The organism is Halomarina litorea (assembly GCF_024227715.1).
GTDB classification, from domain to species: Archaea; Halobacteriota; Halobacteria; order Halobacteriales; family Haloarculaceae; genus Halomarina; species Halomarina litorea.
Window position 1 is genome coordinate 2,367,425 of the sequence record NZ_CP100448.1, and the last position, 26,897, is coordinate 2,394,321.

Annotated in this window: 29 protein-coding genes; 8 read left to right on the forward strand and 21 right to left on the reverse strand. The window is 69.8% G+C overall.

Features of this window, described 5'->3' with window-relative positions; all coding sequences use genetic code 11:
- Positions 1-24 precede the first annotated feature (24 nt).
- The 5 genes from NKG96_RS13080 to NKG96_RS13100 form a co-directional block, all read right to left on the reverse strand.
- Positions 25-351 (reverse strand): DUF7126 family protein, encoded by a 327-nt coding sequence (locus NKG96_RS13080; RefSeq protein ID WP_368409258.1) that lies wholly within the window; start codon positions 349-351, stop codon positions 25-27.
- Positions 348-1,265 (reverse strand): glutamine-hydrolyzing GMP synthase, encoded by a 918-nt coding sequence (gene guaA / locus NKG96_RS13085; protein ID WP_254535418.1) that lies wholly within the window; start codon positions 1,263-1,265, stop codon positions 348-350. The genes NKG96_RS13080 and guaA overlap by 4 nt, the downstream gene beginning before the upstream one ends.
- Entirely contained in the window at positions 1,265-2,908 is a 1,644-nt protein-coding gene (pyrG, locus tag NKG96_RS13090) for a glutamine hydrolyzing CTP synthase (protein ID WP_254535419.1), read from the reverse strand. The genes guaA and pyrG overlap by 1 nt, the downstream gene beginning before the upstream one ends.
- A gap of 144 nt (positions 2,909-3,052) precedes the next feature.
- Positions 3,053-3,646 carry a dienelactone hydrolase family protein gene (locus NKG96_RS13095; RefSeq protein WP_254535421.1) on the reverse strand — a complete coding sequence of 198 codons (594 nt, stop codon included), beginning with the start codon at positions 3,644-3,646 and terminating at the stop codon, positions 3,053-3,055.
- Positions 3,647-3,691: 45 nt separating this feature from the next.
- Positions 3,692-4,219, reverse strand: coding sequence for an HTH domain-containing protein (locus NKG96_RS13100; RefSeq protein WP_254535422.1), 528 nt, complete (start codon positions 4,217-4,219; stop codon positions 3,692-3,694).
- Between the two features lie 164 nt (positions 4,220-4,383).
- Here NKG96_RS13100 and NKG96_RS13105 point away from each other — a divergent pair, with 164 nt between their 5' ends.
- Positions 4,384-5,220, forward strand: coding sequence for a PspA/IM30 family protein (locus NKG96_RS13105; RefSeq protein ID WP_254535423.1), 837 nt, complete (start codon positions 4,384-4,386; stop codon positions 5,218-5,220).
- Between the two features lie 52 nt (positions 5,221-5,272).
- Positions 5,273-6,325, forward strand: a complete 1,053-nt coding sequence (locus tag NKG96_RS13110) for a DUF7972 family membrane protein (protein ID WP_254535424.1) — start codon at positions 5,273-5,275, stop codon at positions 6,323-6,325.
- Positions 6,326-6,352: 27 nt separating this feature from the next.
- Here NKG96_RS13110 and thrS read toward each other — a convergent pair whose 3' ends face one another.
- The 7 genes from thrS to NKG96_RS13145 all read right to left on the reverse strand — a co-directional run bounded on the left by thrS (position 6,353) and on the right by NKG96_RS13145 (position 12,947).
- Complete coding sequence (gene thrS, locus NKG96_RS13115; RefSeq protein WP_254535425.1) at positions 6,353-8,287, reverse strand: threonine--tRNA ligase; 1,935 nt, start codon at positions 8,285-8,287, stop codon at positions 6,353-6,355.
- A 75-nt stretch (positions 8,288-8,362) separates the two neighbouring features.
- Complete coding sequence (locus NKG96_RS13120) at positions 8,363-8,845, reverse strand: HTH domain-containing protein (RefSeq protein ID WP_254535426.1); 483 nt, start codon at positions 8,843-8,845, stop codon at positions 8,363-8,365.
- A 227-nt stretch (positions 8,846-9,072) separates the two neighbouring features.
- Positions 9,073-10,122, reverse strand: coding sequence for a dipeptide epimerase (locus NKG96_RS13125; protein WP_254535427.1), 1,050 nt, complete (start codon positions 10,120-10,122; stop codon positions 9,073-9,075).
- Positions 10,119-11,144 (reverse strand): N-acetyltransferase DgcN family protein, encoded by a 1,026-nt coding sequence (locus NKG96_RS13130; protein ID WP_254535428.1) that lies wholly within the window; start codon positions 11,142-11,144, stop codon positions 10,119-10,121. The genes NKG96_RS13125 and NKG96_RS13130 overlap by 4 nt, the downstream gene beginning before the upstream one ends.
- A gap of 38 nt (positions 11,145-11,182) precedes the next feature.
- Positions 11,183-11,653, reverse strand: coding sequence for a universal stress protein (locus NKG96_RS13135; protein ID WP_254535430.1), 471 nt, complete (start codon positions 11,651-11,653; stop codon positions 11,183-11,185).
- 44 nt (positions 11,654-11,697) lie between these two features.
- Positions 11,698-12,582, reverse strand: coding sequence for a Vms1/Ankzf1 family peptidyl-tRNA hydrolase (locus NKG96_RS13140; RefSeq protein ID WP_254535431.1), 885 nt, complete (start codon positions 12,580-12,582; stop codon positions 11,698-11,700).
- 23 nt (positions 12,583-12,605) lie between these two features.
- Positions 12,606-12,947, reverse strand: coding sequence for a DUF5802 family protein (locus tag NKG96_RS13145; protein WP_254535432.1), 342 nt, complete (start codon positions 12,945-12,947; stop codon positions 12,606-12,608).
- 147 nt (positions 12,948-13,094) lie between these two features.
- Between NKG96_RS13145 and NKG96_RS13150 the strand changes: the two genes are divergently transcribed.
- The 3 genes from NKG96_RS13150 (at position 13,095) to NKG96_RS13160 (ending at position 15,629) form a co-directional block, all read left to right on the forward strand.
- Complete coding sequence (locus NKG96_RS13150) at positions 13,095-13,781, forward strand: DUF1405 domain-containing protein (protein WP_254535433.1); 687 nt, start codon at positions 13,095-13,097, stop codon at positions 13,779-13,781.
- 96 nt (positions 13,782-13,877) lie between these two features.
- Entirely contained in the window at positions 13,878-14,906 is a 1,029-nt protein-coding gene (locus NKG96_RS13155) for a hypothetical protein (RefSeq protein WP_254535434.1), read from the forward strand.
- 42 nt (positions 14,907-14,948) lie between these two features.
- Positions 14,949-15,629 carry a metalloregulator ArsR/SmtB family transcription factor gene (locus NKG96_RS13160; protein WP_254535435.1) on the forward strand — a complete coding sequence of 227 codons (681 nt, stop codon included), beginning with the start codon at positions 14,949-14,951 and terminating at the stop codon, positions 15,627-15,629.
- Positions 15,630-15,824: 195 nt separating this feature from the next.
- Here NKG96_RS13160 and NKG96_RS13165 read toward each other — a convergent pair whose 3' ends face one another.
- Positions 15,825-16,310: a DUF8526 domain-containing protein gene (locus tag NKG96_RS13165; RefSeq protein WP_254535436.1), complete on the reverse strand. Its 486-nt coding sequence runs from the start codon at positions 16,308-16,310 to the stop codon at positions 15,825-15,827.
- A gap of 103 nt (positions 16,311-16,413) precedes the next feature.
- Between NKG96_RS13165 and gatD the strand changes: the two genes are divergently transcribed.
- Together gatD and NKG96_RS13175 are read left to right on the forward strand one after the other, a co-directional pair.
- Positions 16,414-17,655 (forward strand): Glu-tRNA(Gln) amidotransferase subunit GatD, encoded by a 1,242-nt coding sequence (gene gatD, locus NKG96_RS13170; RefSeq protein ID WP_254535437.1) that lies wholly within the window; start codon positions 16,414-16,416, stop codon positions 17,653-17,655.
- A complete protein-coding gene (locus NKG96_RS13175; protein WP_254535438.1) occupies positions 17,652-18,569 on the forward strand; it encodes a GNAT family N-acetyltransferase in 918 nt (305 codons plus the stop codon). The genes gatD and NKG96_RS13175 overlap by 4 nt, the downstream gene beginning before the upstream one ends.
- 3 nt (positions 18,570-18,572) lie before the next feature.
- Here NKG96_RS13175 and NKG96_RS13180 read toward each other — a convergent pair whose 3' ends face one another.
- From NKG96_RS13180 to NKG96_RS13195, 4 genes are read right to left on the reverse strand one after another with little or no spacing between them, the layout of a single operon-like run.
- Positions 18,573-19,049, reverse strand: a complete 477-nt coding sequence (locus NKG96_RS13180; protein ID WP_254535439.1) for a hypothetical protein — start codon at positions 19,047-19,049, stop codon at positions 18,573-18,575.
- Positions 19,050-19,091: 42 nt separating this feature from the next.
- Positions 19,092-19,373: a ubiquitin-like small modifier protein 1 gene (locus NKG96_RS13185; protein ID WP_254535440.1), complete on the reverse strand. Its 282-nt coding sequence runs from the start codon at positions 19,371-19,373 to the stop codon at positions 19,092-19,094.
- Between the two features lie 54 nt (positions 19,374-19,427).
- Positions 19,428-20,591: a DUF8167 domain-containing protein gene (locus NKG96_RS13190; protein ID WP_254535442.1), complete on the reverse strand. Its 1,164-nt coding sequence runs from the start codon at positions 20,589-20,591 to the stop codon at positions 19,428-19,430.
- Positions 20,588-21,829 carry a TrkA C-terminal domain-containing protein gene (locus NKG96_RS13195; protein ID WP_254535443.1) on the reverse strand — a complete coding sequence of 414 codons (1,242 nt, stop codon included), beginning with the start codon at positions 21,827-21,829 and terminating at the stop codon, positions 20,588-20,590. Before NKG96_RS13195 ends, NKG96_RS13190 begins: the two co-directional genes overlap by 4 nt.
- Before the next feature lie 103 nt (positions 21,830-21,932).
- On the opposite strand from NKG96_RS13195, the gene NKG96_RS13200 reads away from it, so the two are divergent.
- Positions 21,933-23,153, forward strand: a complete 1,221-nt coding sequence (locus NKG96_RS13200; protein ID WP_254535444.1) for an NAD-binding protein — start codon at positions 21,933-21,935, stop codon at positions 23,151-23,153.
- A 6-nt stretch (positions 23,154-23,159) separates the two neighbouring features.
- On the opposite strand, the gene NKG96_RS13205 is transcribed toward NKG96_RS13200, so the two are convergent.
- The 4 genes from NKG96_RS13205 to NKG96_RS13220 form a co-directional block, all read right to left on the reverse strand.
- Complete coding sequence (locus NKG96_RS13205; RefSeq protein ID WP_254535445.1) at positions 23,160-23,762, reverse strand: hypothetical protein; 603 nt, start codon at positions 23,760-23,762, stop codon at positions 23,160-23,162.
- Positions 23,763-23,843: 81 nt separating this feature from the next.
- Positions 23,844-25,355, reverse strand: coding sequence for an HPP family protein (locus tag NKG96_RS13210; protein ID WP_254535446.1), 1,512 nt, complete (start codon positions 25,353-25,355; stop codon positions 23,844-23,846).
- 73 nt (positions 25,356-25,428) lie between these two features.
- Positions 25,429-26,154: a guanosine phosphorylase gene (locus NKG96_RS13215; RefSeq protein ID WP_254535447.1), complete on the reverse strand. Its 726-nt coding sequence runs from the start codon at positions 26,152-26,154 to the stop codon at positions 25,429-25,431.
- A 65-nt stretch (positions 26,155-26,219) separates the two neighbouring features.
- On the reverse strand, positions 26,220-26,864 hold the full coding sequence (locus NKG96_RS13220) for an HAD family hydrolase (RefSeq protein WP_254535448.1): 645 nt from the start codon (positions 26,862-26,864) through the stop codon (positions 26,220-26,222).
- Between the last annotated feature and the right edge of the window lie 33 nt (positions 26,865-26,897).

Sequence of the window (26,897 nt, forward strand, 5' to 3'; positions counted from 1 at the left end):
CACGCGTCCCGTGCGGCCCTCGCCTCAAGCCAGTTCCTCGGCGACCGTCTCGGGGTCCATCAACTCGGGGTCGAGGATGAGTTCGGCGCTCGTGCGGGCGAACTCCGGGATGGAGTCCCGCGAGTAGACCACCACGCGGATGTCCCCGTTGTCCTCGCGGGCCACGGGGATAGAGGTGGCGAGGCCGACGTCCGTCACGATCAACAGGTCCGCGTCGACCACGCCCGCGTCCGTCAGGGCGTCGCGGTTGCCGGTGCCCGTCGCGTGGGTGACCTCCACGCCGTGGTCTTCGAGTGCGTCTCCGACGCCGTCCGGATCGTCGCCGACGATAATCGCGCGCATCGTGCTCATTCGTACTCGATTGTCGCCGGGGGTTTATGAGTGACGTCGTAGAGGACGCGCGCCACATTCGGCAGTTCGCCCGTGATGCGCGACTGGATGCGCTGGAGGGTCGACCAGTCGAGTTCCTGTGCGCGGGCGGTCATTCCGTCGCGCGACTCGACCGACCGGATGGCCACGACGTGGCCGTGGACGCGGTTGTCGCCCTTCACGCCCGTCGCCTTCCCGAGGACGGCGGCGAACGCCTGCCACGGGTCGTACTCCTCTAGCTCCTCCTCGACGACGTAGGTGGCCTCGCGGGCCACCTCCAACTTCTCCTCGGTCACCTCGCCGACGATGCGCACCGCGAGGCCGGGACCGGGGAACGGCATCCGTTCGGCGACGAGTTCGTCCAGTCCCAGTTCGCGGGCCACGTCGCGCACCTCGTCCTTGTAGAGGTCGCGGACGGGTTCGACGATGCCCTCGAAGTCCACGACGTCCGGCAGGCCGCCGACGTTGTGGTGGGACTTGATGTTGCCCTCGCTCTCGATGCGGTCGGGGTAGATGGTCCCCTGCACGAGGTAGTCGGCGTCCGTCTCCTTCGCCTCGCGTTCGAACTCGCGGATGAACTGCTCGCCGATGGCGTGACGCTTCGCCTCGGGGTCGGTGATACCGTCGAGTGCGTCGAGGAACCGGTCTTTCGCCTCGACGACCCGCAGCGAGTGCATGTAGTCGAACGTCTCGCGAATCTGGTCGGTCTCGCCCTTTCGCATCAGGCCGGTGTCGACGTAGACGGGCGTGAGGCGGTCGCCCAGCGCCTCGTAGGCGAGGGCGGCCGCGACGGAGGAGTCCACCCCGCCCGAGAGGGCGATGACGGCGTTCGCGCCGCCCACCTCCTCGTGAATCTCCTCGATCGCCTCCTGGATGAACCGGTCGGCGTCGACCATCAGGCGTCCACCTCCGGGGACCGCACCTCGGCGTCGAGGGCGGCGTCGAGCAGGCCGAGGAACGGCGGACTCGCGCGGCCGGGCCGCGAGCGGAACTCGGGGTGGAACTGCGTTCCGACGAAGTACGGGTGGTCGGGTAGTTCGAGTATCTCCATGCGGTTGTTGACCTTCCCGGAGAAGACGAGGCCCGCGTCCTCCAGTCTGTCGATGTACTCGGGGTTGACCTCGTAGCGGTGGCGGTGGCGCTCGGTACAGGAGGTGCCGCCGTACAGTTCGGCGGCGAGGCTGTCCGGTTCGATGTCCGTCTCGTAGGCGCCGAGGCGCATCGTCCCGCCCATGTCCTCCACCTCGTACTGTTCGGGCAGGAGCGCGACGACGGGGTGGTCGGCGGCCTCGTCGAACTCGCTGGAGTACGCGCCCTCGAGTCCCGCGACGTTCCGTGCGAACTCCACGACGGCGAGCTGGAAGCCCAGACAGAGCCCGAGGAAGGGGGTGCCCTCTTCGCGGGCGTAGCGGATGGCGTCTATCTTGCCCTGCGTGCCGCGCACGCCGAACCCGCCCGGGACGATGACGGCGTCCGCGCCCTTCAGGCGACCCCGGTCGTCGGCGGTCATCTCCTCCGCGTCCACCCACAGGACGTTCACGTCCACGCCGCGTTCGAGGCCGGCGTGCTTCAGCGCCTCGTGGACCGAGAGGTAGGCATCCTCCAGCGCGTACTTCCCGACGAGGGCGACGTCGAGCGACCCGCTCGTCTCCTGGGTCACGAGTTCGCGCCAGCGGTTGTCGCGTTCGTCGGCCGGGAGCGCCCGGTCCGAGAGGTTCAACTGCTCCATAACGTACTGGTCGAGGCCCTCCTCCTCGACGGTCAGCGGGACGTGGTAGATGTCCTCGACGTCCGGGTTCGAGAACACGGCGTCCGTGGGGACGTCACAGAACAGCGCGATCTTGCGCTTGGTCTCCGGGTCGAGTTCGTCGTCGGCGCGCCCGACGAGGATGTCGGGCTGGAGGCCGATGGAGCGCAGTTCCTTCACGCTGTGCTGGGTGGGTTTCGTCTTCTGTTCGCCGTTCTTCGAGTAGGGGACGAGCGTGACGTGGGTCAGCAGGAAGTCCCCCTCGTCCTGTTCGTGGACGAACTGGCGGAGCGCTTCGAGGAACGGCATCCCCTCGATGTCGCCCACCGTGCCGCCCACCTCGACGATGCAGACGTCGTGGCCCTGTGCGGCCTCGCGGATGCGCCGCTTGATGTCGTCGGTGATGTGCGGGATGATCTGGACCGTCTTCCCGAGGTAGTCGCCCGCGCGTTCCTTCTCGATGACGTGCTGGTAGGTCTTCCCCGTCGTGACGTTGTGGTCAGACGTCATGTCGATGTCGAGGAAGCGCTCGTAGTTCCCGAGATCGAGGTCGACCTCACCGCCGTCCTTGAGGACGTACACCTCGCCGTGCTGGAACGGGTTCATCGTCCCCGCGTCCACGTTGAGGTAGGGGTCGATCTTCACCGCCGTCACGTCGAACCCGGCGTTGGACAGCAGGCGGCCCGTCGACGCCGCCGTGATGCCCTTTCCGAGGCCGCTCATGACCCCGCCGGTGACGAAAATGAACTTCTCCCCGAGGCTCGGGTCGTACCCCGTAGGCGCTGTCGGCATACTGTGGGTGTGGAGGTGCGGGGGAAAACGGTTTCGGGAGCGGCAGGCGTTCGAGAGCGGCTAGCACGCCCGCATTCGGCGTGAACGCCGTCCACACTCGCTGACAGCTCCGTTCGGGACCGTCCCCCGACGCACCCGTGGCAGTCAGCGGTGCTCGCGCAGGAACGCCGCGACCCGTTCGCCCACCTTCCCGGTCTGCCCGACGAAGAAGTGGTCGGCGGGCATCGCCTCCACCCGGTGACCGAGTTCGCGTGCGCGGGAGACGACCGGTTCCCACTCCGCCGTAGTGTCGCGTTCGCCGTAGACGACCTGCACCGGACAGTCGACGTCGTCGAGGGCGGCGGCCGCGTCGAGGTCACCGAGTCGCGAGGCGGGTGCGAGCGCGCTCACGCACGCGGGCGTCGTCTCCGCCGCCGCAAGCAGGGCGACCCCGCCGCCGAAGCTGAACCCGAACAGTCCCACCCGGTCGAAGCGCTCGCCGGCCCACGCGAGGGCGTTCGTCGCGTCGGTTCGCTCGCCGCGCCCCTCGTCCCACGGGCCGTAGTCGAACCGCAGGCAGGCCACGTCCGGTGCGAGGGACGCGCTGACGGCGGTGAGTCGGCCGTCCGTCCGCCGCCCACCCATCTGCGGGTGGGGCGGGCAGGCGACGACGCAGGCGTCGGCGTCGGGCGCGTCGAGGGTCGCCCGCACGTCCCGTGCGCCGGGGACGACGACCTGTTCGGAGTCGCTATCGCTCATGGGCGTGGATGCGGACCCGGCGGCCTATGCCTGCCGGTCGAGGCGTCAGTCGGCGGCGGGACCGTCCCCGGCGGCCACGCCCGGCGCGACGGGGACGCGCGTGATGTCGTCGGGTTCGTCGCGACCCGCCTCCAGTGCCGCGACGCGGTCCGCGACGGCGGTGTGACACTCCGGCCCCTCGCAGGGGGCGACGTGGCGCAACTCCCCGTCGACGTACTCCGCGAGGGCGATGCGCGGGAGCGTCGTCGCGGTGTACGCCTCCTCGGTGATGGCGGAAGCGCGGTCCGTCGTCGTCACCGCGGGGAGCGAGAGGTCGTTGTCGCGCGCCCACTGCCGGAAGGCCGCGAGGCGGTCGGCGACGAACCGGCCCGTCTCGCTGCGCGCCGCCGCCGAATCGTGCGGGAGTTCGCGGCCCCACACGTGCAGGTCGAACCCGTCGAGGCGACCGGACGCCGCCAGCGCCGACAGCCGTTCGACGACCTCTTGCTGGATGCCGTGTGCCGACCCCCCCGTCAGCGACCGCACGAACAGTTCGGCGTGCACCGCCTCGCCGTCCGCTCTCAGCGTGCTCATACTCGACCCTCGGGATTCGACGTGCGTAGCATCGAAGGTTGACTGCTCATGCAGTATTTAGCCGTCGAGGGGTCGACCGGCGGGCCGACGAGTGCCATCGACGGGACACCCCTCCCCGTGTCAACGTCCTGTGCGTTTAAGAGTCCGGCCCCGTAACTGGGGCTATGGGAATCCTCTCGCGCACCTCCTACGTCATCCGGTCGAAGATCAACGCCATTCTGGGCCGGATGGAGGACCCGAACGAGACGCTCGATTACTCCTACGAGCAACTGCGCGACCAACTACAGGACGTCAAACGCGGCATCGCCGACCTCACCACCCAGAAGAAGCGCCTCGAGATTCAGAAGCGCCGACTGGAGGAGAACATCTCCAAGCACAACGAGCAGGCGCGCGAGGCCGTCCGACAGGACCGCGAGGACCTCGCCCGGAAGGCCCTGGAGAAGAAGAAACAGAAGATGACCCAGATCGAGGAACTGGAGGCGCAGATCGCCGACCTCCAGAACACGCAGGACTCGCTGGTCGAGAAGAAGGACACCCTCGAGAGCCGCATCGAGGAGTTCCGCACGAAAAAGGAGTCGATGAAGGCCCGCTACGAGGCCGCCGAGGCCAGCGCCCGCGTCAGCGAGGCGATGACCGGCGCTGGCGACGACATGGCCGACCTCAACCGCTCCATCGAACGCGCCGAGGAGCGCACCGAGGACATGGAGGCGCGCGCCGCCGCCCTCGACGAACTGCAGGAGACGGGCGCGTTCGAGGACGCCCTCTCGGACAAGGACTCGCTGGACCGCGAACTGGAACAGCTCTCCTCGGACAGCGAAATCGAGGCCGAACTCGACACGCTCCGCTCGGAGATGGGCAAGGGGAAACCCGAACCGGAGGCCGAGGCGGAGTCCGTCAGCGAGGAGGACGTCGACGCCGCCGTCGAGGAGATGGAGACGGACGTGGACGACGAGGCCGTCGAGCAGGAACTCGAGGAACTGCAAGACGAGGAGTCGAACTGACCGGCTGCCGAGTCCCGGGGGTATTTTCGCCCGGGGGTGAGTAGCTACGACGATGAGTAACGGGAGCGGGTCGAACGCCGGGGAGGGCGACCAGCCCGAGGACAAGATGCGCCAGCGCTCCGAACGGAGCACGTTCGTCCTCCGACTGCTACTGGAGACGGACCGTCGGACGTTCGCCGCCGGACTCTTCGCCCTCATCCTCCTCTCGCTCGTCGTCGTCGGCATCGCCTTCCCCGCGACGGCCAGCGTACTCAGGGAGGGCGACACCGTCGAGACGCTGTTCAACGCCCTCATCTCCGCGACCATCACGGGCGTGACCATCGTGCTGACGCTCAACCAGCTCGTCCTCTCGCAGGAACTCGGAGCGGTGGGCGACCAGCGCGAACGGATGGCGGAGGCGATGGACTTCCGCGAGGAGGTCGAGGACGTCCTCGAAGCCCCCGTCAGCCCCGCCGACCCCTCGGCGTTCCTCCGGGCGCTGGTCGACGTCGCCGGTGACCGGGCCGAGCGACTCGGCGAGGTCCTCGACACGAACGACGACGAACTCAGAGAGTACGTCGACTCGCTGGTCGCGTCGACGACGGGTAACGCGAATCAGGTCTCGGAGAGCCTCGAAGGCGAGAAGTTCGGCCAGTACAGCGTCCTCTCGGCGGCGCTCAACTTCAACTACTCGTGGAAGCTCTACGCCGCGCGCCGCATCCACAACGACTTCGCCGACGAACTGAACGACGAGGCCGACGAGGCGCTCGACGGACTCGAGGAGGTACTCAGGCTGTTCGGCCCCGCCCGCGAGCACTTCAAGACGCTGTACTTCCAGTGGGAACTCATCGACCTCTCGCGGGGCATCATCTTCACCGCCATCCCCGCGCTCGTCATCTCCATCGCCACGCTCGTCTACTACGACGCCTCCGTACTGGGTGGAAACTTCTTCGGCGTCAACCTGCTGGGCGTCCTCGTCGCCGTCACCTCCGCCATCGCGGTCATGCCGTTCGTCGTCCTCCTGTCGTACGTCCTGCGAATCGCGACGGTGACCAAACGCACGCTCTCCATCGGGCCGTTCATCCTGCGGGACACCGACCGCGACGACGACATCGACTGGGGATAGGGTCGCCGCTGAACGAGGGAAGACCGACTACTCCTCGTCTGCGAGGAAGTTCGCCTCGACGCGTTTCTCGTCGCGTTCGCGTTCCAGGTGGTCGCGGAACGCCTCGACGGGGACGTCCTGTCGCTCGCGCTCCATCCGGTCGCGCACCGAGACGGTGCCCGACTCCTCCTCGTTGTCGCCGACGACGAGCATGTACGGCACCCGGTCGTCGTGTGCCTGCTGAATCTTCCGGCCGACGGTCCACGACCGGTCCTCGACTTCAACTCTGAACTCGCCGAGTTCGGCGGCGACGCTCTCGGCGTACGCCACGTTGTCGTCCGTGATGGGGAGGACGCGGACCTGTTCGGGTGCGAGCCACAGGGGGAACCTCCCGTTGAAGTGCTCGATCATGACGCCCATGAACCGCTCGAACGTCCCGAGGAGGGCGCGGTGGACCATCACCGGGCGGTGTTCCTCGTTGTCCCGCCCGATGTAGGTGAGGTCGAGGCGCTCGGGGATGTTGAAGTCCAGTTGGACCGTCCCGATGGTCCACTCCCGGCCGATGGCGTCGACGGCGTTGATACCGATTTTCGGCCCGTAGAAGGCGGCCTCGCCCTCGTGGACCTCGTACTCCAGCCCCTCGGATTCGAGGGCGTCGCGCAGGGCGCCCGTCGCCTCCTCCCAGATGTCGTCGCTGCCGACGGCGTTGTCGCCCTGCGTCTCGAGGACGTACACCATGTCGAACTCGAAGTGCCCGAGGATGTCCTCGATGGCGTCGAGGACGTCGACGATTTCGCCCTGAATCTGGTCCTTCCGGATGAACGCGTGACCGTCGTCCTGCGTCATCCCGCGGACGCGGAGCAACCCGGAGAGTTCGCCGGACTGCTCGTTGCGGTACACCGTGCCGAACTCGGAGAAGCGAATCGGGAGGTCACGATACGAACGCTTCTCGCGCCCGTAGATGTACGCGTGGTTCGCGCAGTTCATGGGCTTCAGGCCGTACTCGGTGTCGTCCTGTTCCCAGTTGAACATCTCCCCCTCGGCGGTGAAGTTGTCGTAGTGGCCCGTCGGCTTCCAGAGGTCGGCCTTGTTGAGTTCGGGCGTCCAGACCTCCTCGTAGCCGAGGCGGTCGTTTTGCGTCCGGATGTAGTCTTCCAGTTCCCGGCGGATGGTCATCCCGTTGGGGTGGTAGTGGGGACACCCCGGCGAGTGGGCGGGGATAGAGAAGAGGTCCATCTCGCGGCCGATCTTCCGGTGGTCGCGCTCTTTTGCCTCCTGACGGCGTTCGAGGAACTCCTCCAGTTCTGACTCGCTGGCGAAGGCCGTCCCGTACACCCGCGTGAGGGACTCGTTGGCCTCGTCGCCGCGCCAGTAGGCGGCGGAGATGTCGAGCAGTTTGAACGCGCCGACGTCGCCCGTCGACTCGACGTGCGGGCCCTTACAGAGGTCCTCGAACTCGCCCTGCCGGTAGAAGGAGACGGGGTCCTCGCCCGCGGCCTCGGTCTCGAGGATGTCGCGCTTGAAGGGGTTGTCCGCGTACTTCTCCATGGCCTCCTCGCGGGACAGTTCGAACCGTTCGATGTCGAGGTCCTCCTCGACGACGGCGGCCATCTCCGACTCTATCTCGCGGAGGTCCCCCTGGTCGAGGTCGACGCCCGTCACGTCGTAGTAGAAGCCCTCGTCCGTCCACGGGCCGATGGTGAGTTTCGCCTCGGGGTGGAGTCGCTGGAGTGCCTGCGCGAAGACGTGGGCCGCGGAGTGCCGGAGAACGTCGACGTACTCGTCACTCCCATCGGTGACGATCTCGATGCGCACCCCGTCGTAGACGGGGGTGGCCTTGTCGACGAGGTCGCCGTCGAGGACGCCCGCCACCGTGTCCCGACCGAGACCGGGACCGATGGCGAAGGCGACGTCCTCGACGGTCGCCCCCTCCTCGACGGAGAGTTCGGAGCCGTCCGGTAGCGTAACGGAGATATCGCCCATACCCGGACAAGCCGAGGGCGCGAGATAAGTTTGTTGAGAGCGTGCGAAGCCGTCGAGCGGTCGTGTGGAACCGACTCAGTCGTCCGCGCGGACGGCGAGTTCCTCGCGGGCGGCGGGTTCCCCCTCGCGTTCGAGGGTGTCGACGTAGTCGGAGACGGTGTGGACCGAGTCGCCGTCGGTGCAGGGGGCGACCCACGTGACCTCGTCGTCGACCTTCTCGCAGATGGCCATCGTCGGGACCGAGAGGTTGCGGTGGGTGCGACCCGTCATCGCGGAGTGGGTCGTCTCCGTCTCGAACCCGGAGAGGTCGCGGCCGGTCTCGTGGGCCCACTCGCGGAACGCCGCGGCGGTCTCACGGATGAACGACCCGGCTTCGGTGCCCGTGATCTCGGGATCGAGGCTGACGCCCTCGCCCCAGACGTGGACCTCGTAGCCCTCGATGACGTCCTCCGCGGAGAGGTCGGCGAGTCGGGACAGGGTGTCGCTGATGCGCGCCTGGTTGTCGCCAGCGGCCAGCGACCGGACGTAGACTTCGACGGTAGGGGTGGGGTGGGACATGTTGCTTGGGTGAGGACAAGGAGTTCATGTACTAAAGCGTTGCTTGGGGAGTGTCATTATGACCACGTAGGCATATGTTGACCTTAATTGTGTGCTAGCTAGCACGAACCACGAACACCGAATCGCGCCTCAGGGGCTCTCGCGAATGGGTTCGGCGCTTCGCGTGGGTGTGACTGTCAGGAGACTCGTCCAGAGACGGGAGCGTACCGGGGGTGGGACGGACCCGATCAGCGTCCGGTCGGGCGTGCGCCCGTGCCCGGTCGGTCGACGTCCGAGAGGTCCACCTCGCCCGCGGGGAGGGGGACGCCGTCGTAGGGGTCCTCGGCGAGGAGGAGCGACCCGTCGAGGTCGGCGTAGTCGAGGAGGGGCGCGAGGTGGCAGGCGGCCGCGATGGCGGCGTTCGTCTCGACCATGCACCCGAGCATGACGTCGAGGCCGTGCGCGCGCGCGGCGTGGACCATCTCGACGGCCTGCCGGGGGCCGCCGCACTTCATCAGTTTCAGGTTCGCGATGTCGCACGCGTCGGCGATTCGGGGCACGTCTTCGAGGGTGACACACGACTCGTCGGCGGCGATGGGGAGGGGCGCGCGCTCGTAGACGTAGCGCAGGCCCTCCGGGTGTTCGGCCGGGACGGGTTGCTCGCAGAACTCCACGTCGTGGTCGGCGAGCACCTCGCACATCTCGACGGCCTCGCGTGGCGACCACGCCTCGTTGGCGTCGACGCGGATGCGCGCGTCGGGGGCCTCCTCGCGGACCGCGCGGACGATTTCGGCGTCGCGGTCGGTGCCGAGTTTCGTCTTCAACACCGGATACCCCGCCTCGACGGCCTCGCGGGTCTTCTCGCGCATCGTGGGGGTGTCGTCGAGGCCGATGGTAAACGAGGAGGTGACCGTCCGGGCGGGGTCGAGACCGAGCAGTCGGTAGAGGGGCACGTCGAGTCGCTTCGCGGCGAGGTCGTGGAGCGCGATTCTGACGGCGGCCTTCGCGGCCGGGTTGTCGTTGACGACCCGGTCGAGGCGGGCGTCGACGGCGTCGAACGCGAGGGGGTCGCCCACCGCCTCGACTTCCGCGAGGAGGTCCGGCAGGACGGCCTCGACCGTCGCGGGCGTCTCGCCGTAGTGGCCGGACGGGGCGGCGGCCCCGACGCCCGTGTGCTCGCCGTCCTCGATTCGGACGACGACGTTCTCGGCCGTCTCCTGTGTCCCCCGGGCGATGGTGAAGGCGTGTTCGAGGGGGAGGGAGACGCGTTCGAACTCGGTGGCGAGGGGCGAACTCATGGGTCGCGTTCGAGGTCGAGTTCGTCGAGAATCTCGTCACAGTCGAAGCGCACGACGTCCGTCGCGGGGATGCCCAGTTCCGCGCCGAACTCGTCGACTGCCTCGCGCGCCGCCTCCTCGTCCAGATGGGCGGTGTTGAGCGACCCGGCGACGACGTCGGTCGGGGCGACCGAACTCCCGAGGTCCTCGTAGAGGCTCCGCATATCGCCGAGGTCCGGGATGTCGAACGACTCGTAGCCGTGTATCTGCTCGCGGCCCGCGACGTGACAGAACACGAGGTGGTCGGGCATCGCGCCGTGGAGGATGCCGCAGGTGACCCCCGAGTACGCCGGATGGACGATGGAACCCTGTCCCTCCACGAACAGCACGTCGTACTCCTCGCTCCGTTCGACCAGCATCCGTTCGACCGCGCCCGCGGTGAAATCGGAGATGGTGCGGTCGATGGGGACGCCCCACCCCTCGATCATGATACCCGTCTGCCCGGTCGGGATGAACCCGGCGTCGATGCCCCGGTCGCGGGCGGCCTCCATCAGTTCGTAGGAGGCCGTCATCTTGCCCGTCGAGCAGTCCGACCCGACGGTGAGGACGATTTCGGCGTCCAAGTCGCGGGCGACGCCCTCGCTCACCGTGAGGTCCCCGGGGGGCTTTCGCACGTCCCAGAGGTCGGCGTCGTGTTCCTCGGCGAGGCGGACGAACTCGTCGTCCTCGGTGAGGAAGTAGTGGAGTCCCGACCACACCTCGACGCCCCGGCCGAGTGCGCCCCGAACGTCGGGTCGCCACGACTCGTCGAACCCGCCGCCGATGGGGGCGATGCCGATGACGAACGCGTCGATGTCGGGCACCTCGTCGATCCCTTCGACGATCGGCGCGTCGCGCACGTCCGGGATGTGGTCGTTGACCCGGTCGCCGGCGGTGTCTCTATCCAGTACCGCGACGACCTCGTGGGGGCCGTATCTGAGCAGTCCGACCGCGGTCTTGGCCTCGTCGGGGAACTTCCCGTGTGCGAGTACGGCGATGCGCATACCCGCCTACGGGATGGGGACCGTCTTAATCCCCCTCCCTATTCCTCGACCGCGCCGGGGTCGTCCATCTTCACCGTCAGGACGGGCACCGACGAGGACCGGACGACCTTCTCGGCGACGCTGCCCATCAGCAGGCGGTCGAACCCGCGACGGCCGTGGGTCCCCATCACGACGAGGTCGACGTCGTTCTCGTCGACGTACTCGAGGATGGCGCGGTGGGGCGGCCCGCCGGTCACCACGTCGGTGACGCAGTCAACGTCGTGGTCGGCCGCCGCGGTCGCCGCCTCCTCGACGATGCCCGTCCCGCGCTTCTCGAGGTTCTCCTGTATCGCGCCCACGTCGACGCCGGACATGCCCCCCTCGTCGCCGACCATCGTCCAGCGGGCGTCCGAGACGACGTTGAGAACGTGGAGCGTCGCGTCGTGGCGGTCCGCGAGGTCGAGTGCGTGGTCGAGCGCCGCCCGCGCGCCGTCGCTGCCGTCCGTGGGAAAGAGGATTCGTCGGTACACGGGAGCAGGTTGGTCGGGCGGCACCAAAAGCCGTCCCCCGAGGCTCAGAGCGCGACGAGTCGCGTCGTCCAGAACTCCCGGTGGGCGTCCGCGAGGGCGTCCTCCGGCGACCCGGTGGCGTCGACGGTCCGCGTCAGGTCCGCCCGGTCTGCCACCCGGTCGAGGACGGCCCGCTCCCCGACGAGGTAGAGGGGAACCTCGATGCCCGCGAGCGACCGGCGACACCGGTCGAGGTGGGCGTCTATCTGCCCGTCGCGGATGCGTTCGAAGCGTCCCTGCGAGAACCCGCCCTTCGAGTGCTGTTCTTTCACGTCGCTCCGGAAGCCCGAGTAGTCCACGCGCTCGTCGCCCTCGTATCGGCCCATAGCGAACGTGTCCGCGCGCACGAGCGCGAGGACGTACTCCTCCTCGGACCCCGGGCGGAACCACGACCGGTCGAGGCGGAACCCCTCGCCCCACTCGCAGAAGGGGTCGGGCGCGCGCGGCGGCGAGAGCGCCACGCTCACCACTCCGGCGTCGTCGGCGTAGACGAGACAGGGCGCGGCCCGGCCCACGAGGCCGGCGTGGTCGCCCAGCAAGTCGGCGAGTCCCTCGGGGACGTCGTCGCAGACCATCGCCGAGAGCGCCCCCTCGGGGCCGGTGTCGTACGAGGCGAGGCGGGAGAGCGTCTCTCGGAGGCGTACCCCGCGCAGGGCTTCGCGTCTCCGGGGGTCGACGGACGTGGACTCGTCGGCGTCGAGTTCGCCCTCCAGTCCGGCGAGGCGGTCCTCCAGTCGGTTGACCTGCTCTTCGGCCTCCTGTCTGGCGGTGGCGGCCTCCGACCGTCGTTCCTGTTCGGCCGCGAGCTGGCGCGCGAGGTGGTGCTTCTCCGATTCGAGTTCCTCGATGCGCGCCTTCAGGTCGGCGCGGCCGAGTACCCGGTCGAGCATGCCCCCACCGATGGGAGGTGGGGTTAAATACCGACTGGAGTACCGAGGTCCATGAGCTGTGCGGCCCGGTCGGCCTTCGCCAGCAGTACTTCCCGCAGGTCGGGGAGGCCGTTCTCGTCTTCGAGGAGGTCGTAGGGCACCGCGAGGGTCCGTTCGGGGACGCCCGCCTCCCCGTGGACCGCGAGGTGTCGCCGCCCGAGTTTCATCACGAGGGGCGCGTCGAGGCGCTCGATTCCCTCGCCGGTCGCGTACAGTTGTCTGTTGACGTGCTCGTGTTGCCCGTCGTGCATCGCCGGCCGCTCGCCGTCGTACGGCTCGACGTACAGTCGTCCGAGGTAGTATCCGCCCGAGAACTGTTCGAACATCGGTACGAATGTGAGTTTGTCATTGACACACATAAGCGTTACCGCGATACTATTTACGGACCCGCTTTCAGCGGGTTCTGGTCGGCACCAGTCGGTGCCACGATTCCAGTCGGTATCGCTTTGCCCCGCGGCGCGCGATGACGGGGCGTGTACAGTCCCATCCCCGAGCGCTGGGCGCAGTACTACCTCGGGAACGCGCCGAGTCTCGTCTGGTTGCTGCTGGCGAACATCGTCGCCGTCCTCGTCGGCGTCAGGTACTACGTCGAGACGATGCCCGACGTGTCCACGTTCGCGTGGCCGCTGTACGGCGACTCTCCCACGGCCGTCTTTCTCGGCCTCCTCTCGCTCGCGACGCTCCTCCCCCATCTCGGCAAGCGGGTGCGCGAGGCACCGCTGAACCGCCCGCTCGCCTACCTCCACACGCTCGCGTTCGTCTGGCTGGTGAAGTACGCCGTCTGGACGTTCCTCGCGCTCAACCTGCGGTTCTCGCTGTACTTCCCGGAGGTGTGGGCGTACTTCGGCATCCTGCTCACCCACCTCGCGTTCGTCGGCGAGGCGTTCCTCCTGCCCCACTACGGCGCGACGACGCGGGGGGCGCTGGCGTTCTCGCTCGGGGCGCTCCTGCTCAACGACTTCGTCGACTACTGGCTCGCGGGGACGGTGGGCTGTGTCCTCGGGTCGCCGGAGGGACGGTGCGACCTCTACCCCCCGCTGCGCTACGACCCCGGACTCGCGCTTCCCGTCCTGACCGTCTGCCTCTCGGTCGCGTGCGTCGCGCTCGCGGCGGTGGTCTTCGACCGCCTCGACGCGCCCGGGGGTCGTCGACCCCGGTAACGCCGGGAAACGCCCGGTTAATCCGTCGTTGACCCGTCGTGAACGGTTCGAACGGATGTCGCCGTTTTTGTGCCCCCACCCCGAAGGGGGTGGTAGATGCGACGACAGTCGGTCGCGGCCGCGCTGTGTGTGCTGGTGGTCCTCGCCCTCGCCACCCCCCTCCCTGGCGGCGGGACCCTCGTGGCGAGCGGCGCGACCGCCCCCGACACGCTCCCCGGGGACGCACAGGAGGCCGGGACGAACAACAGCACCCTCGGCGAGAGCGTCACCTCGTTCATGCAGGTCAGCACGGTGGAGACGGCGAGCGCTCTCGACCGGGGGATGTGGCGCGCCGCCTACCGGCGTGCGACCTCCGAGAAGACGAAGGCACGCCTGCTCGCCCAGCGACTCGAGACCCTCGACGGTCGACTCGACGCCCTCGAAGCGCGACTGGCGGACGACGCCAGCGCTGCGGGACCGACCTCGCTCGTCCGCACCGTCGTCCTCGCCGCCGAGGCGGAGACGCTCAGGGCGACCGTCGAGTCGACCGTCGAGGTAGTCGACAACGAGTCCCGGGTGTCCGGACTCGACGAACTCAGGGAACGCGCCCGCGGACTCGACGCCCCGCCGGCCCCGTCTGTCCCCGGTGCAGGCGTCGCCGACGACCGGCGACCCCCGCGCGGGCCGAACGGGAACGCGTCGGGCGGCGGAAACTCGGCCACCGCCGACCCCGACAGCGAGACCGGGCCGCCGGGGAACGCTACGGGCGTGGCCGAGAACGCCAGCGACCGACCCGAGAACGCGACGTCGAACCCGGTCCGTGACGGCGACGCCCCCGATGCCGTCCCGGACGACCCGCGCGAGTCGGCCCCAGAAAACGGAACCAGCGCGGGGGCCCCGGGTCAGGGTGCCGACACGGGGAACGGTGCCTCCCACGACGGTGACGGCGGCGACGAGGGCAACGCCAGCGACAACGGGAACGCAAGCGGGAACGACGGTGCGGGTAATGGAAGCGGAAACGGCAACGGGAGCACCGGTGACGGCGGTACTGGGAACGGAAGCGGGAACGACGGTGCGGGCAACGGAAGCGGAAACACCGGCAACGGCACCAACGGCGGCGGTGACACGGGTCCTCCCGGCGCGTAGCGTCCCGCCACCGTTTTCCCTGCCGGTGCCTACCCTGAGGTAATGGACTCCGCCGCGCTGCTCGACCTCCTCGGCAACGAGAACCGACGGCGCATCCTCCGTCTCCTCGCCCGGAAACCCTGTTACGTCACCGAGATCAGCGAGTACCTCGGCGTGAGTCCGAAGGCGGTCATCGACCACCTCCGCAAACTGGAGGAACACGGCCTCGTGGAGTCGCGCGTCGACGACCAGCGCCGCAAGTACTTCTCCATCGCCCGGAACCTCAGACTGGAGGTGAACGTCTCGCCGTACGGTTTCGGCGCGAAGTCGGCGTACCCCGCCAGTCGCGGCCTCGACATGACGCGCTGTCGCTACCTCACCATCGACCTCACGAACCCCGACGAGGCGGCGGAACTGGCCGAACTGGGTCGCGAACTGGCGCGACTGGAGCGACTCGCCAGCGAGCTATCGATGGCCCAGCGGTGGGTGCAGGGCCGCCTCACGGAGGTCATGGACGGTATCTCCGACCGGGTGCGCGAGACGCCGACGCTCGGCGCGCCCGACGGGACGGACGCCCGCTTCTACGCGGAGGTGGTCTCGGCACTGGCGAACGGCGCGGAGACCGTCGAGGCGGTCGCCCGACGGGCCGACGCGCCCCCGGAACTCGTCGAGGACGCCCTCGCGCGCCTCGTCGACCAGGGCGTCGTCACCCGCCGACAGGGGACCTACCACCTCGACGGCTGACCTCGCCCTCGCGGGGAATCTCGACCGACCTGAGCGGCCGCCGTGTCACACACCCCACCGTCGCGTGCTCGCTGTCCTCGCGCTTCGATTCGTCGTGTTCGAGGAGTCGGACGGGTCGGCGTGCCGGGGGAGTGAGAGCCCCCGCCCGCACGGTCAGGGCCCTCCCATCGGACGTTCTTCCTCGAACGTTCTTCGTCAGATGTCCCGCGTCAGGCCGTCGCGCAGGTCGCGTCCGAAGTAGTGGCCGACGAGGGCGACGACGACGCCCGCGCCCGCACCGACGGCGGCGAGTTCGGGGGCCTGTCCGCGCAGGCCCGCCAGGAGGACGAGGTTCAGGCTGGAGAGCACGAGGCCGAGGCCGGCGGCGACGGCCCCCGCCGCGCCCACCTCGAGGTAGCGCCGTCGCTCGGAGAGCAGACCCATGACGAACCCGGCGAGGGCGACGCCGAGGATGCCGATGCCGGGGATCAGGGGGACGAGGCCGCCGAGGAGGAGGCCGCCGACGGTCAGGGCGAGTGCGAGGAGGAAGTGCCGCGGCGAGAACAGACGCACCGACCGCCCGCGGAGTCGCCCGAGACGGCTCCGACCCCCGCCGCGTCCGCCGTCGCTCGACTCCCCGTCGGTCGTCCGGGAGGTGGAGTACTCGGAGTACTCCTCGAGGAGTTCGTCGGTCTGCGACATAGTGGACATGTCTCCCCGGCGAGCATGGGTCTTTCCCCGCCCGGGTCGGGAGAGCGCGGGTCGATGAGATGCTTTCAAGTCCAGTCGCCGGTAACGCAGGGGTATGAACCCCGGAGACCGCGTCCGCGTCGAGCGCGGCGACACGGCCTACGAGGGCATCCTGATGCCCTCGACCACGGCCGACGAGGTCGTCGTGAAACTCGACGGGGGCTACAACGTCGGCCTCGACCGCGCCGACAGCGACTGTGAGGTGCTCGAATCCGACGTGTACGCCGTCGGCGAGTCCGACACCGAGAGCGCGAGCGAAGTCGAGTTCGACGAGGACCTCCCGACCGTCGCCCTCATCTCGACGGGCGGGACCATCGCCTCGACCGTCGACTACCGCACCGGCGCGGTCACCGCGCAGTTCGACGCCGAGGACGTCCTCCGAGCGGTCCCGGACCTCGCGGGTCGGGCGAACTATCGCGGGAGGGTCGTCGCGAACATCCTCTCGGAGAACATGACCCCCGACGTCTGGCAGGACCTCGCGCGGGCGGTCCACGAGGAGATCGAGAACGGCGCGGACGGCGTCGTCGTCATGCACGGCACCGACACGATGCAGTACTCCGCCAGCGCCCTCGCGTTCATGCTCGACACGCCAGTCCCGGTCGTCTTCACTGGCAGTCAGCGCTCGGCGGACCGGCCCTCCTCGGACAACGTGATGAACGCCGTCTGCGCCGTCGAGGCCGCCAAGAGCGACTGCGCGGAGGTGCTCGTCTGTATGCACGCCTCCGAGTCGGACGACCGCTGTGCGCTCCACCGGGGCACGCGCGTGCGCAAGAATCACACCTCCCGTCGGGACGCCTTCGAGACGGTCGGCAACACGCCACTCGGAACCGTCGACTACGAGACGGAGGACGTCTCGTTCGTCCGCGAGTACGTCCCCCGCGGGGAACGCGAACTCGCCATCGACGCAGACCTCGCGACGGACGTCGAGTTGCTGAAGTTCACGCCGGGCATGGACCCCGCGTTCTTCGACGTCTGCGAGGGGAAGTCGGGCGTCGTCGTCGAGGGGACCGGTCTCGGACACGTCCACACCGACTTCATCGACCGAATCGAGGAACTGGTCGAGGACGGCACCACCGTCGTCATGACCAGCCAGTGTCTGGAGGGGCGGGTCTGTGACCGCGTCTACGACACCGGGCGCGACCTCATCGACGCGGGCGTCGTGGAGGCCGAGGACACCCTCCCCGGCACCGCGAAGGTGAAACTCATGTGGGCGCTGGCGAACGCGCAGTCCGTCGAGGAGACCATGCGCACCTCGCTCGCCGGGGAGATTACGGACCGCTCGGTTCCGTGGGCATGAGCGGCGGGGACATCGAGGTCCGCCCCGTCCGCCCCGAGGACAAGGAGGCCGTCGTCGACTTCACGAGCGAGACGTGGGCCGACCGCGGCGGGAGCGACTACATCCCGCACGTCTTCGACGACTGGATAGCGAACGACGGGGACGGGCAGATGACGTTCGTCCTCGACGCGGGTCGCGACGTCGCCGGCATCTGTCAGGGCGTCCTCCTCAGTGAGGACGAGGCGTGGGCACAGGGGATGCGCGTCAACCCCGATTACCGCGGGCGCGGGGTCAGTCTGGACCTCTCACACGCCGTCTTCGACTGGGCGGCGGGGGAGGGCGCGACGGTCTGTCGCAACATGGTGTTCTCGTGGAACATCGCGGGCCTCGGCCAGTCGCGGGCGACGGGGTTCGCCCCCGAGACGGAGTTCCGCTGGGCGCACCCCGACCCGGACCCGAACGCCGACCCCAACCTGCCCGTGACGAACGACCCGACCGCCGCGTGGCGCTTCTGGACCGACAGCCCCGCCCGCGAACACCTCGCGGGCCTCGGCCTCGACATGGACGAATCGTGGGCGCTCTCGGAGGTCACCCGTGACCGCCTGCACAGGGCCGCGGACGAACAGCGGACCTTCGCTGTCCACGACGAGGGCGTCCGCGGGATGGCCTACCGCACCCGGATGTACGAACGGCTGAACGAGGACGGCGACCCGACCACGTGGGCGGAGTACGGTGCGGCCGGGTGGTCGGACGTCGAGGTCGCCCGCTCGCTGTTCGCGGCCATCGCCGCCGACGCCGCCGCGTGCGACGCCGAGAAGACGAGAGTTCTGATTCCGGAGACGGTCTGGCACGTCAGCGACGTCGCCTACACGCGCACCGACATCAGCGACGAACCCGACTTCGTGCTGGCGGCGGACCTCACCGACCGGCGATAGGAGTCACTCGCCGTCCGCCGTCGGACCCGACTGCGCGCCCCCGGAGACGCCGAGGACGACGAACTCGACTGCGAGCGCCAGCAGCGGCAGCCCCAGCACGACGGCCGTGAAGGGGTCCACGCCCGTCTCGCCGGTGAGGACGGCCACCAGCACGGGGAGACCGAGTGCGGTGAGGAGGGCGGTCCGACGGCGACTCGTGGGCGTGTCGGACCCCGTGTCGAGCGCGGGGAGGTATCGCACGACGAGTCGGACCTCCGCGGCGGTGACCGCGAGGACGAACGCGAGGGCGAAGACGCTGACGACGTTCCCGACGAGCGCTCGCGGGAGCCCCTGTCCGGGGAGGAACTGCGGGAGGGGGCCGTCCGGACCGGCGAGGAGCGTGAGGGCGAACGTGGCGAGCCAGCCGTTCACCCAGAAGCAAAACAGGACCCAGACGACCACGGAGGGTCGCTGGGTGGAGGTGCGGGCGACCCAGGACATACCCCGACGGTCGACCCCGCCCCACAAATCGTTATCGACCCGTCAGGAACCGCCGCTGACCGGCGGGAACATGGCGAGTTCGTCGCCCGCCTCCAGCGTGGTCTCGTAGCCCTCGTTCGAGACGAAGGGATTCTTGGAGTTGCGGAGGACGCGGATGTGCTCGCGGAGTTCGCCGTCGTCGTCGAGTACCTCCGCGCGGAGTTCCGGGTGGGCGTCGAAGAGAGCGTCCATCGCGTCGCCGAACGTCGCGCCCGGTTCGACGTCCACGTCCACCTCACGCTCACCGGCCGTCTCTGCGAGGTTCGCGAAGAGTTTCCAGCGCATACCGGGGGTACTGGCTCCGGCGAAAAGAACCTACCTCACGAGGGCCGCCGGGAGTCAGTCGCCGGGCGTCGGTTCCACCGTGGGCGGGGTGCCGTCGCCGGCGGCCGCCGCCTCCAGTCGTCGGAGGACGGCGGGGCGGCCGATGACGTACAGCGTCTCGCCCGCCGCGAGCGTCCGGGTGCGCGACGGCGTCGGTTCGACCGACGACGCGCCGTCGACCCGGATGGCGACGACGGTGGGGGAGAGCGCCCCGACCGCCATCCCGTCGAGGGCGCTCCCCTCGGCGACCGTGACGACGGCCATCGTCTCCTCGGCGGCGCGGAAGAGCGCGGCGAACTCGCGGTCGTTGCGCGCCTGCGAGGGGAGCGTCAGCAGTCGGTAGGTCGTCGTGTGCGACAGGTCGGTCGCGTCGCCCTCGTCGACGGCGAGCGTCACCACGTCCCCCGCGACGCCGCGGAGTTCGGCGGTGGTGACGAGTTCCGGCCCCTCGTCCCACACCTGCACGAGGTCGCCCGGACTGGCGGTCCCCGCGGGGTCGGCCCGGACCGCGACGGCCGTCGTCCCCGGCGGGAGCGTCGGGCCGAGGCCCGCCACCCGCCCGCCGACGGCGAGGTACTCCACCGTCCCGTCGTCCGCCAGTTCGAGGTCGACGTAGCCCACGCCGTAGTCCGTCTTCAGGCGGGCGACGAGTCGGTCGTGGAGTTCCTCGACGGTCAGTCGCCGGGGGAACGACAGCGACGCGCCCGCGAGTCGCTCGTTCGTCTCCGGCGGGATGGGGTCGTGGTCCTCGATGGTCGCGAGGGTCTCGGGGAGCGTCACCGTCACCTGCCGACCCACGGTGTCGACGATGCGGCGGACGTCCGGCCCCTCCGAGAACAGCGAGTGGCCGACGCCGTCGCCCGCGCGGCCACCGGCGCTCGCGGCCAGTCCGGCGGCGAGGAAGGTGACGACGTTCGCGAGCATCGCCCCCGCTTCGGGCGTTCCGGCGCCCGGTTCGTTGATGACGCCCTCGAGGACCGCGCTGGTGTTCAAGACGAGGGCGACGGCGCTCACGCCCGCGAGGACCGCGAGCCCCTCGGGGATGCGCGAGCGGGCGTACCCCCGGTGGAGGACGCCGACGACGCCCGCGGTGGCTCCCGAGAGCAGCGCGATGCCGAGGACGCGCACCCCCTGGACCAGCAGCGTCTCGGCCAGCGGGGTGGACTGGAGGACGCTCACGCGATGGCCCCCCGGAACGTCTCGAGGTCGCCGCCCGTCCCGACCGCCAGCACCTCGTCGCCGGCCTCAAGGCTGGTGTCGCCGTGCGGGACGAACCGCCAGGTCCCCCCGTGGCGGACCGCGATGACGGCCACGCCGTAGGCCTCGCGGACCCCGACGCTCCCGAGCGTCACGCCGTCGAGGACCCCCTCGCCGACGGGGAGTCGCCTGACGCGTCGGCCCGCCCGCCGTAGGAGCGAGAGCAGTTCGAACTCCCGACGGGTGCCGCGGGCAGTCACGAGGACCACGGGGTCGGTCTCGACGCCGAGCAGGGTGCGGGCGTCGGGGCGGGCGACGGCGACGGTGAGTCGGCCCTCCCCGCCCGTCGCCGTGACGACGCGGGCGGGGGCGGGCGGCGCGTCGCCCTCCTCGCCGCCATCGGTGACCGCCTCGGTCGTGGCCTCGGGGACCGGTGCGTCACCCCCGGCGGCGGCCTCCCCGACGCTCACGACGGTCCCGGTGACGCGCTCTCCCGGGGTGAGGAGCGTGACCTCGTCCCCCCGGGCCACCCCGGTGGGGACGAGCGTCTCGACCGAGACGGCCCGCTTTCCCTCCGGGACGCGCTTCGAGACGCCGGAGAGCGGCGGGGCGGCGCTGGCGGTGGCCCGCCCGCGCTCGTCGATGCGAACGACCACCTCCGAGAGGTCGAAGTCGGCGCGCAGTCGGTCGGCGAAGCGCGTCTCCAGTTCCGAGAGCGGGAGGTCGGCGGGGAGGGTGAGTTCCGCCCCCCGGACCGAGGCCCGCAGGTCGGGCGAGAGCGACGGGTAGCCCTCGATGTCGCCGACGTCGCCCGTGACGCGGACGGTCACCTCGCCGCGACCGCCGACGAGGTCCACGACGTCCGCAGAGAGGGTGCGCTCGCGAATCGAGCGAAGCGAGACGCGCTTGGGGAACGACGCCCCCATCGCGTCGCCCTTCGCGTGGGCGTACAGCGACATCATCACGATGACGACGATGCCGACGATGACGGGGACGCCCGTGCCGACCGACCCGATGACCGTCGGGTCCGAGAGCGCGAGCAACCCGCCATTGACGCCCGCGATGGCGAGGCCGAGGACGACCACGCCGAACCCGGGGATGGTCACCCCCGTGAGGTAGCGGACGACGAACCCCAGCACCCACGAGACGAGGGCGGGGATGACGCCCGTCAGCAGGCCGAGATAGAGACCGTAGACGAGTTCGAGCGGGAACGATGCCATGTTCCGCGGTGGGAATCTGCGTACAAAGGCGTACCGAACGCATTGGGTCCCGGTATCGACCGAAAGAAGCCGTTTTTTCTCCCCGGGGACCACAGGGAGAGGTATGGCACACCGGGGAGGACGACGACAGTCGACCGGGGGTGGCGACCGGCCACGCCTCCTGCGTGCGCGCGTCGCCGTCCTCCTGACCGCCCTCGTCGCCCTGCTCTCGTTCGCGACGGGCGTCGTCAACATCGCGGCGACGGGCTTCGACCTGCCGGGTCCGCTGGCGGGTGTCGTCCCCCAGTCCATCCAGCAGACCGCGGGGTTCACCGGGACGATGACGGGCTTCCTGATGCTCGTCGGCGCGTACGCGCTCCGGCAGGGGCTGCGAACCGGGTGGTACATGACGGTCGTACTGCTGCCGGTGACGGCGATACAGGGCGTCCTGCAGGCGAGTCAGTTCTCGCTCCCGCTGGTCGTCCTCTCGCTGGTGAGCTTTCCGGCCGTCCTCGCCAACCGCCGCGTGTTCACCCGGGAGACGCAGTTGACGACGGGGCAACTCGCCGCGCTGGGGGCACTCGTCGGCAGCCTCGTCTACGGTACCGCCGGGTCGTGGGTCCTGCGCGAGGAGTTCCCGGAGGGGGCCATCACGAACCCCATCGACGCCCTCTGGTACGCCGTCGTCACCGCGAGCACCGTCGGCTACGGGGACGTGACGCCAACCAGCCCCGTCGGACGGCTGTTCGGCCTCAGTTACCTCATCGTCGGGACGGCGAGTTTCGCCATCGCACTGGGGACGCTGCTCGGCCCGGCCATCGAAGCGCGCTTCGAGAAAGCACTCGGAACCATGAGCGACACAGATATCGACCTCCTCGAGAACCACGTCATCGTCGTCGGCTTCGGTGACCTGACCGAACCGATACTGGAAGAACTCGGTGCCGACTCCGTCGACACCGTCATCGTCACCCGGTCGACGGACCGCGCGGTCGAACTTCGCGATCGCGGCTTCGAGGTGTTCACGGGCGACCCGAGCGACGAGGAACCCCTCAGACGCGTCGGCATCGAACGCGCCCGGGCGCTCGTCGCGGCCACCGACGACGACGCACAGGACGCACTCGCCATCCTCACCGCCCGCGAACTCAACCCGGACATCCGCATCGTCGCGGGCGCGACCGACCGCGAGAACACCAAGAAACTCCGGCGGGCGGGGGCGGACTCCGTCATCAGCCCCGCGGTCATCGGCGGGCACCTCCTCGTCCGGAGCGCGCTGGGCGACGGGGAGATGGAGGACCTCGCCGACCGCCTCCTGAGCGAGGACGACGGGGGCGACCCGAGAGAGTGAACCGGGTCAGCGCGGGGACGCGCGGGCCTCTGCGAGGAACCGGGTGACCGTCTCGTCTGCGGTGGCGGCCGTCACGTGGCGGTCGTACGCCGGCAGCGACATCAGCCCCGTCGAGCGGTCGGTCAGCGACACGTCGCCGAGCATCACGTAGGGGTTCGACTCGTCGCCGACGACGCCGTTCTCGCCCGCGAGGTGCGCCTCGAAGGCCGTCGTGTTGCCGACCGACGAGTAGACGAACCGGACCGTCGCGGCCCCCTCCGAGGACCACGGCGTGTAGTCGAACCCGTAGTCGGGGACGGCGACGGCGAGGACGGGGCCGTCGAGTCCCGCGAGCGAGTCGACGCGGGTGGCGGTGACGCCCTCGGCGGCGAACGCGGCGACGAGGGCGTCCGCGACGGCGTCAGCGAACGGCCCCTCCTCGGCGACGTAGAGCGAGAGGGTGTCGTCGAGGGCGGCACCGGAGCCGTTCGTCGCGCTCGCGGCGACGGTCGATCGGGCCTCGGTCTGACTCTCCATGGCGGCGAAGTCGACCGACGTGACGGCGACCCCGGCGAAGACGACGAGGGCCGCGAGCACCAGCGCGGCCGCTCCTCGGGCGGTGCGGTTCATGGAAGGGTGAGAGGACGCCCGAGGAGATGAACGTATCGCCGCACAGACAGCTATGCTGACACGGCGCGCGCGACGCGCCGCTCAGCCCCGGTAGTTCCGGTCGAGGATGACCACGTCGCACTCGAGGTTCTGGACGCGCTCGAAGGTGGGGCGGGAGATGAACCGCGAGGCGGCGGTCCGGTCGCCGCTCGAACCGATGATGACGAGGTCGTAACTCGGCGCGTTCGAATCGAGGAAGTCCGCGATGTCCTGCCGGGAGACGCGCGTCTCGCAGGCGGCGCTGACCGTCTCGACGATGTCCGCCAGCATCCCCTCGGCGTCCCGGCGGCGGGACTCGCTGTCGATGCAGTGACAGACCGCGACCCGACCGGTGCGTCCGGCCAGACGGGTGGCGAAGTCCACCATCTCGTGGGCGGTGTCGCCCGCCTTCCGGACGGGGACGAGAACGCGCTTCCAGCGCTGGCGGCCGCCGCTGGAGCGGTGGACGACCACGTCGACGTCCCCCCCGAACAGTGCCCGGAGGAACCCCGAGAGGTGGTCGTCCTCGGTCTCGTAGGCGGCCGCGATGAGGTCGCAGTTGGTCTCGTGGGCGGTCCTGACGACGGTGTCCGCGGGGTTCGCCCCCTCGGTGGCGACGACCACCTCGCAGGGGACGCCCACCTTCGACCGGATGGCCGCCGCCCGCGACTCGAGGTCGTCGGCGACGATGGCGGCCGCCTCCCGTTCGGCCTCGTCGACCGTCTCCACGTCGCCCCCCGCGTCGGACGGGATGCCGCCGTCCGACGCGACCGCCTCGCCGTCCGGGTCCGTCCGGCCCTCGGCCACCCGACTCGCCTCGTCGATGGTCTCCTCGCTCACGAGGTCCATGAGGACCACCTTCCCCGCGTCGTGGGCCGCCGCGAGGCGGGCGGCGAGCATCGCCGTCTCGTCCGGATCGGGGCCGCGCAACGGGACGAGGACGTGGTCGTCGCCCTTCGTCGACTGGTAGAGGTAGCGGGCGCGCTCCCGGTAGAACTTCCGACGCCAGAGGACGAACGCCGCCGCGATGAGGGCGCTCGACGCCGCGATGCTGAGCACGTAGATGGAGCGTCCCGACACGCCGAACGGTTGGGGGGCGTCCCCGGGGATGTCGGCGACGAGGACCAGCAGTGCGCTGGAGAACGCCGCCGGTTCCTCGATGTCGAATCCCCAGGTGACGACGGCGGTGAGGAACACCGACAGGGCTGCCCCCGCCACGTCGACGCTCATCGGCGCGACGGGGGAGAACGCCCGCCCCACCTCGAAGGCGACCCAACCACAGGCCGCCCCGACGGTGAGGCCCGCGACGAACCGCGTCGGCGAGGAGTAGCGCCCCGACGGGTTGGCGAAGAGGGTGTAGGTACCGGAGGCGAGCGGCGGGAACAGCAGGAACGAGAACGCGGGGACGGCGTTCGAGATGGCCGTCACCAGCGCGATGAGCAGCGGGACGAACAGCAGGACCGAGAGGTGGACGAGGTTGCGCGTGTGTTCGAGCCACACGCGGAACTCCCGCACCTCGCGTCGCTCGATGCGACGGAGTCGCCTGAACGCCTCGCGCACCCGCCTGCCGCACATACACGAGGGCCACGTCCGGCGGCAATGGGCGTTTCGTCTCGGGGGTGAGGTGCCGACGGCCCGCCGGACCCGCCTACAGGTGGGTCGTTGCGGTCAGCGCGATGCGGATGGCGCGCTCGACGTTGTCGCGGGCCTTCTCGGGGAGTTCCTCGTCTTCCGTCTCGCCCTTCTGGGTCCCCTCGACGAGGTTCCCGTCCACCGTACAGATGGCCCCCGCGCGCAGGCCCTTGCGCCGGGCGAGGGTGAACACGGTGGCGGCCTCCATCTCCACCGAGAGGATGCCCGCGTCCTCCCAGTCCTCGACGTAGGCGTCCGTCTCGGCGTAGTAGGCGTCGTCGGAGGCGATGGGGCCGACGTGCACGTCTTCTCCATTCTCCTCCGCGCTCTCGACCAGTTGCGTGAGCACGTCGAAGTCCGGGACGGCGGGGTACTCGACGGCCTCGTAGCGCTTCGAGGTGCCCTCGTTCTTCGCCGCGCCCGTCGCGACGACCATGTCGCCGATGTCGATGTCCGACTGGAGCGCGCCCGTCGTACCGACGCGGATGAACGTCTCGACGCCGACGCGCGAGAGTTCCTCGACGGCGATGGCGGCGGAGGGACAGCCGATACCCGTCGAGCAGATGGTGAGGTCGCGGCCCTCGAAGGTGGCGTTGACGAGTTTGTACTCGCGGTTCTCCGCGACCGTCTCGACGTCGTCACAGTGCTTCGCGATGCGGTCGACGCGGCCCGGGTCGCCGGGGATGAGCGCGATGTCGTTCACGTCGCCCTCCTCGGCGAGGATGTGGGGCTGTTTGGCCATACGTCGGGGTCTGCCAGCGTGAGGAAAAGTCCCTCGGGTTCGCGGCGGGCGCTCGGGGAGCGGGGTCAGTCGAGCAGGCCGGACAGACGGTGGAGGTCGGAGGGACCGTCGAGACGGGCCACCGCCCGGTCGTCGGCGTTCCCGACGAGGACGCACTCGAAGCCGAGTTCGCAGGCGGGGTCGAGGTCACCGCGGACGCTGTCACCCACGACGACGTACCGGTCCGCGGGGAGGGCGTCGGCCCCCGCTCGGAGCAGTCGCGGGTCGGGCTTTCCGACGCCGACTTCCGTGGGCGTGACGACCACGTCAACGAACCGCGAGAGGCCCGCGTAGTCGAGCTTTCGGCGCTGAACCGGGCCGTAGCCGTTGGTGACGACCGCTATTGGGTGGTCCGCGGCGAGCGTCCCCAGTGCGTCGTGGACGCCCTCGGAGACGTACATCGCGTCGAGTTCCGCCCGCTTCAGGCGCGCGGCGAAGCGTTCGGGGCGGACCGACCACCCGAACTCGTTGGCGAGTTCGCGGACCGCGGCGGCGAAGGGGTCGCCTCGGAACGCGGTGAACCGAGCGCCGACGCGTTTCCCGAAACGCGCCAGCGTCGATTCGTCGGCCGGCAGGTCGAGGCTCTCGCACGTCGTGGCGAAGATGCCGGGGATTGCGGGGTCGTACTCGACCAGCGTCAGGTCGAGGTCGAAGAGGAGGGCCGTCTGCACGTCCGCTCTCACGCGCGAGGGCGGGTTGGGTGT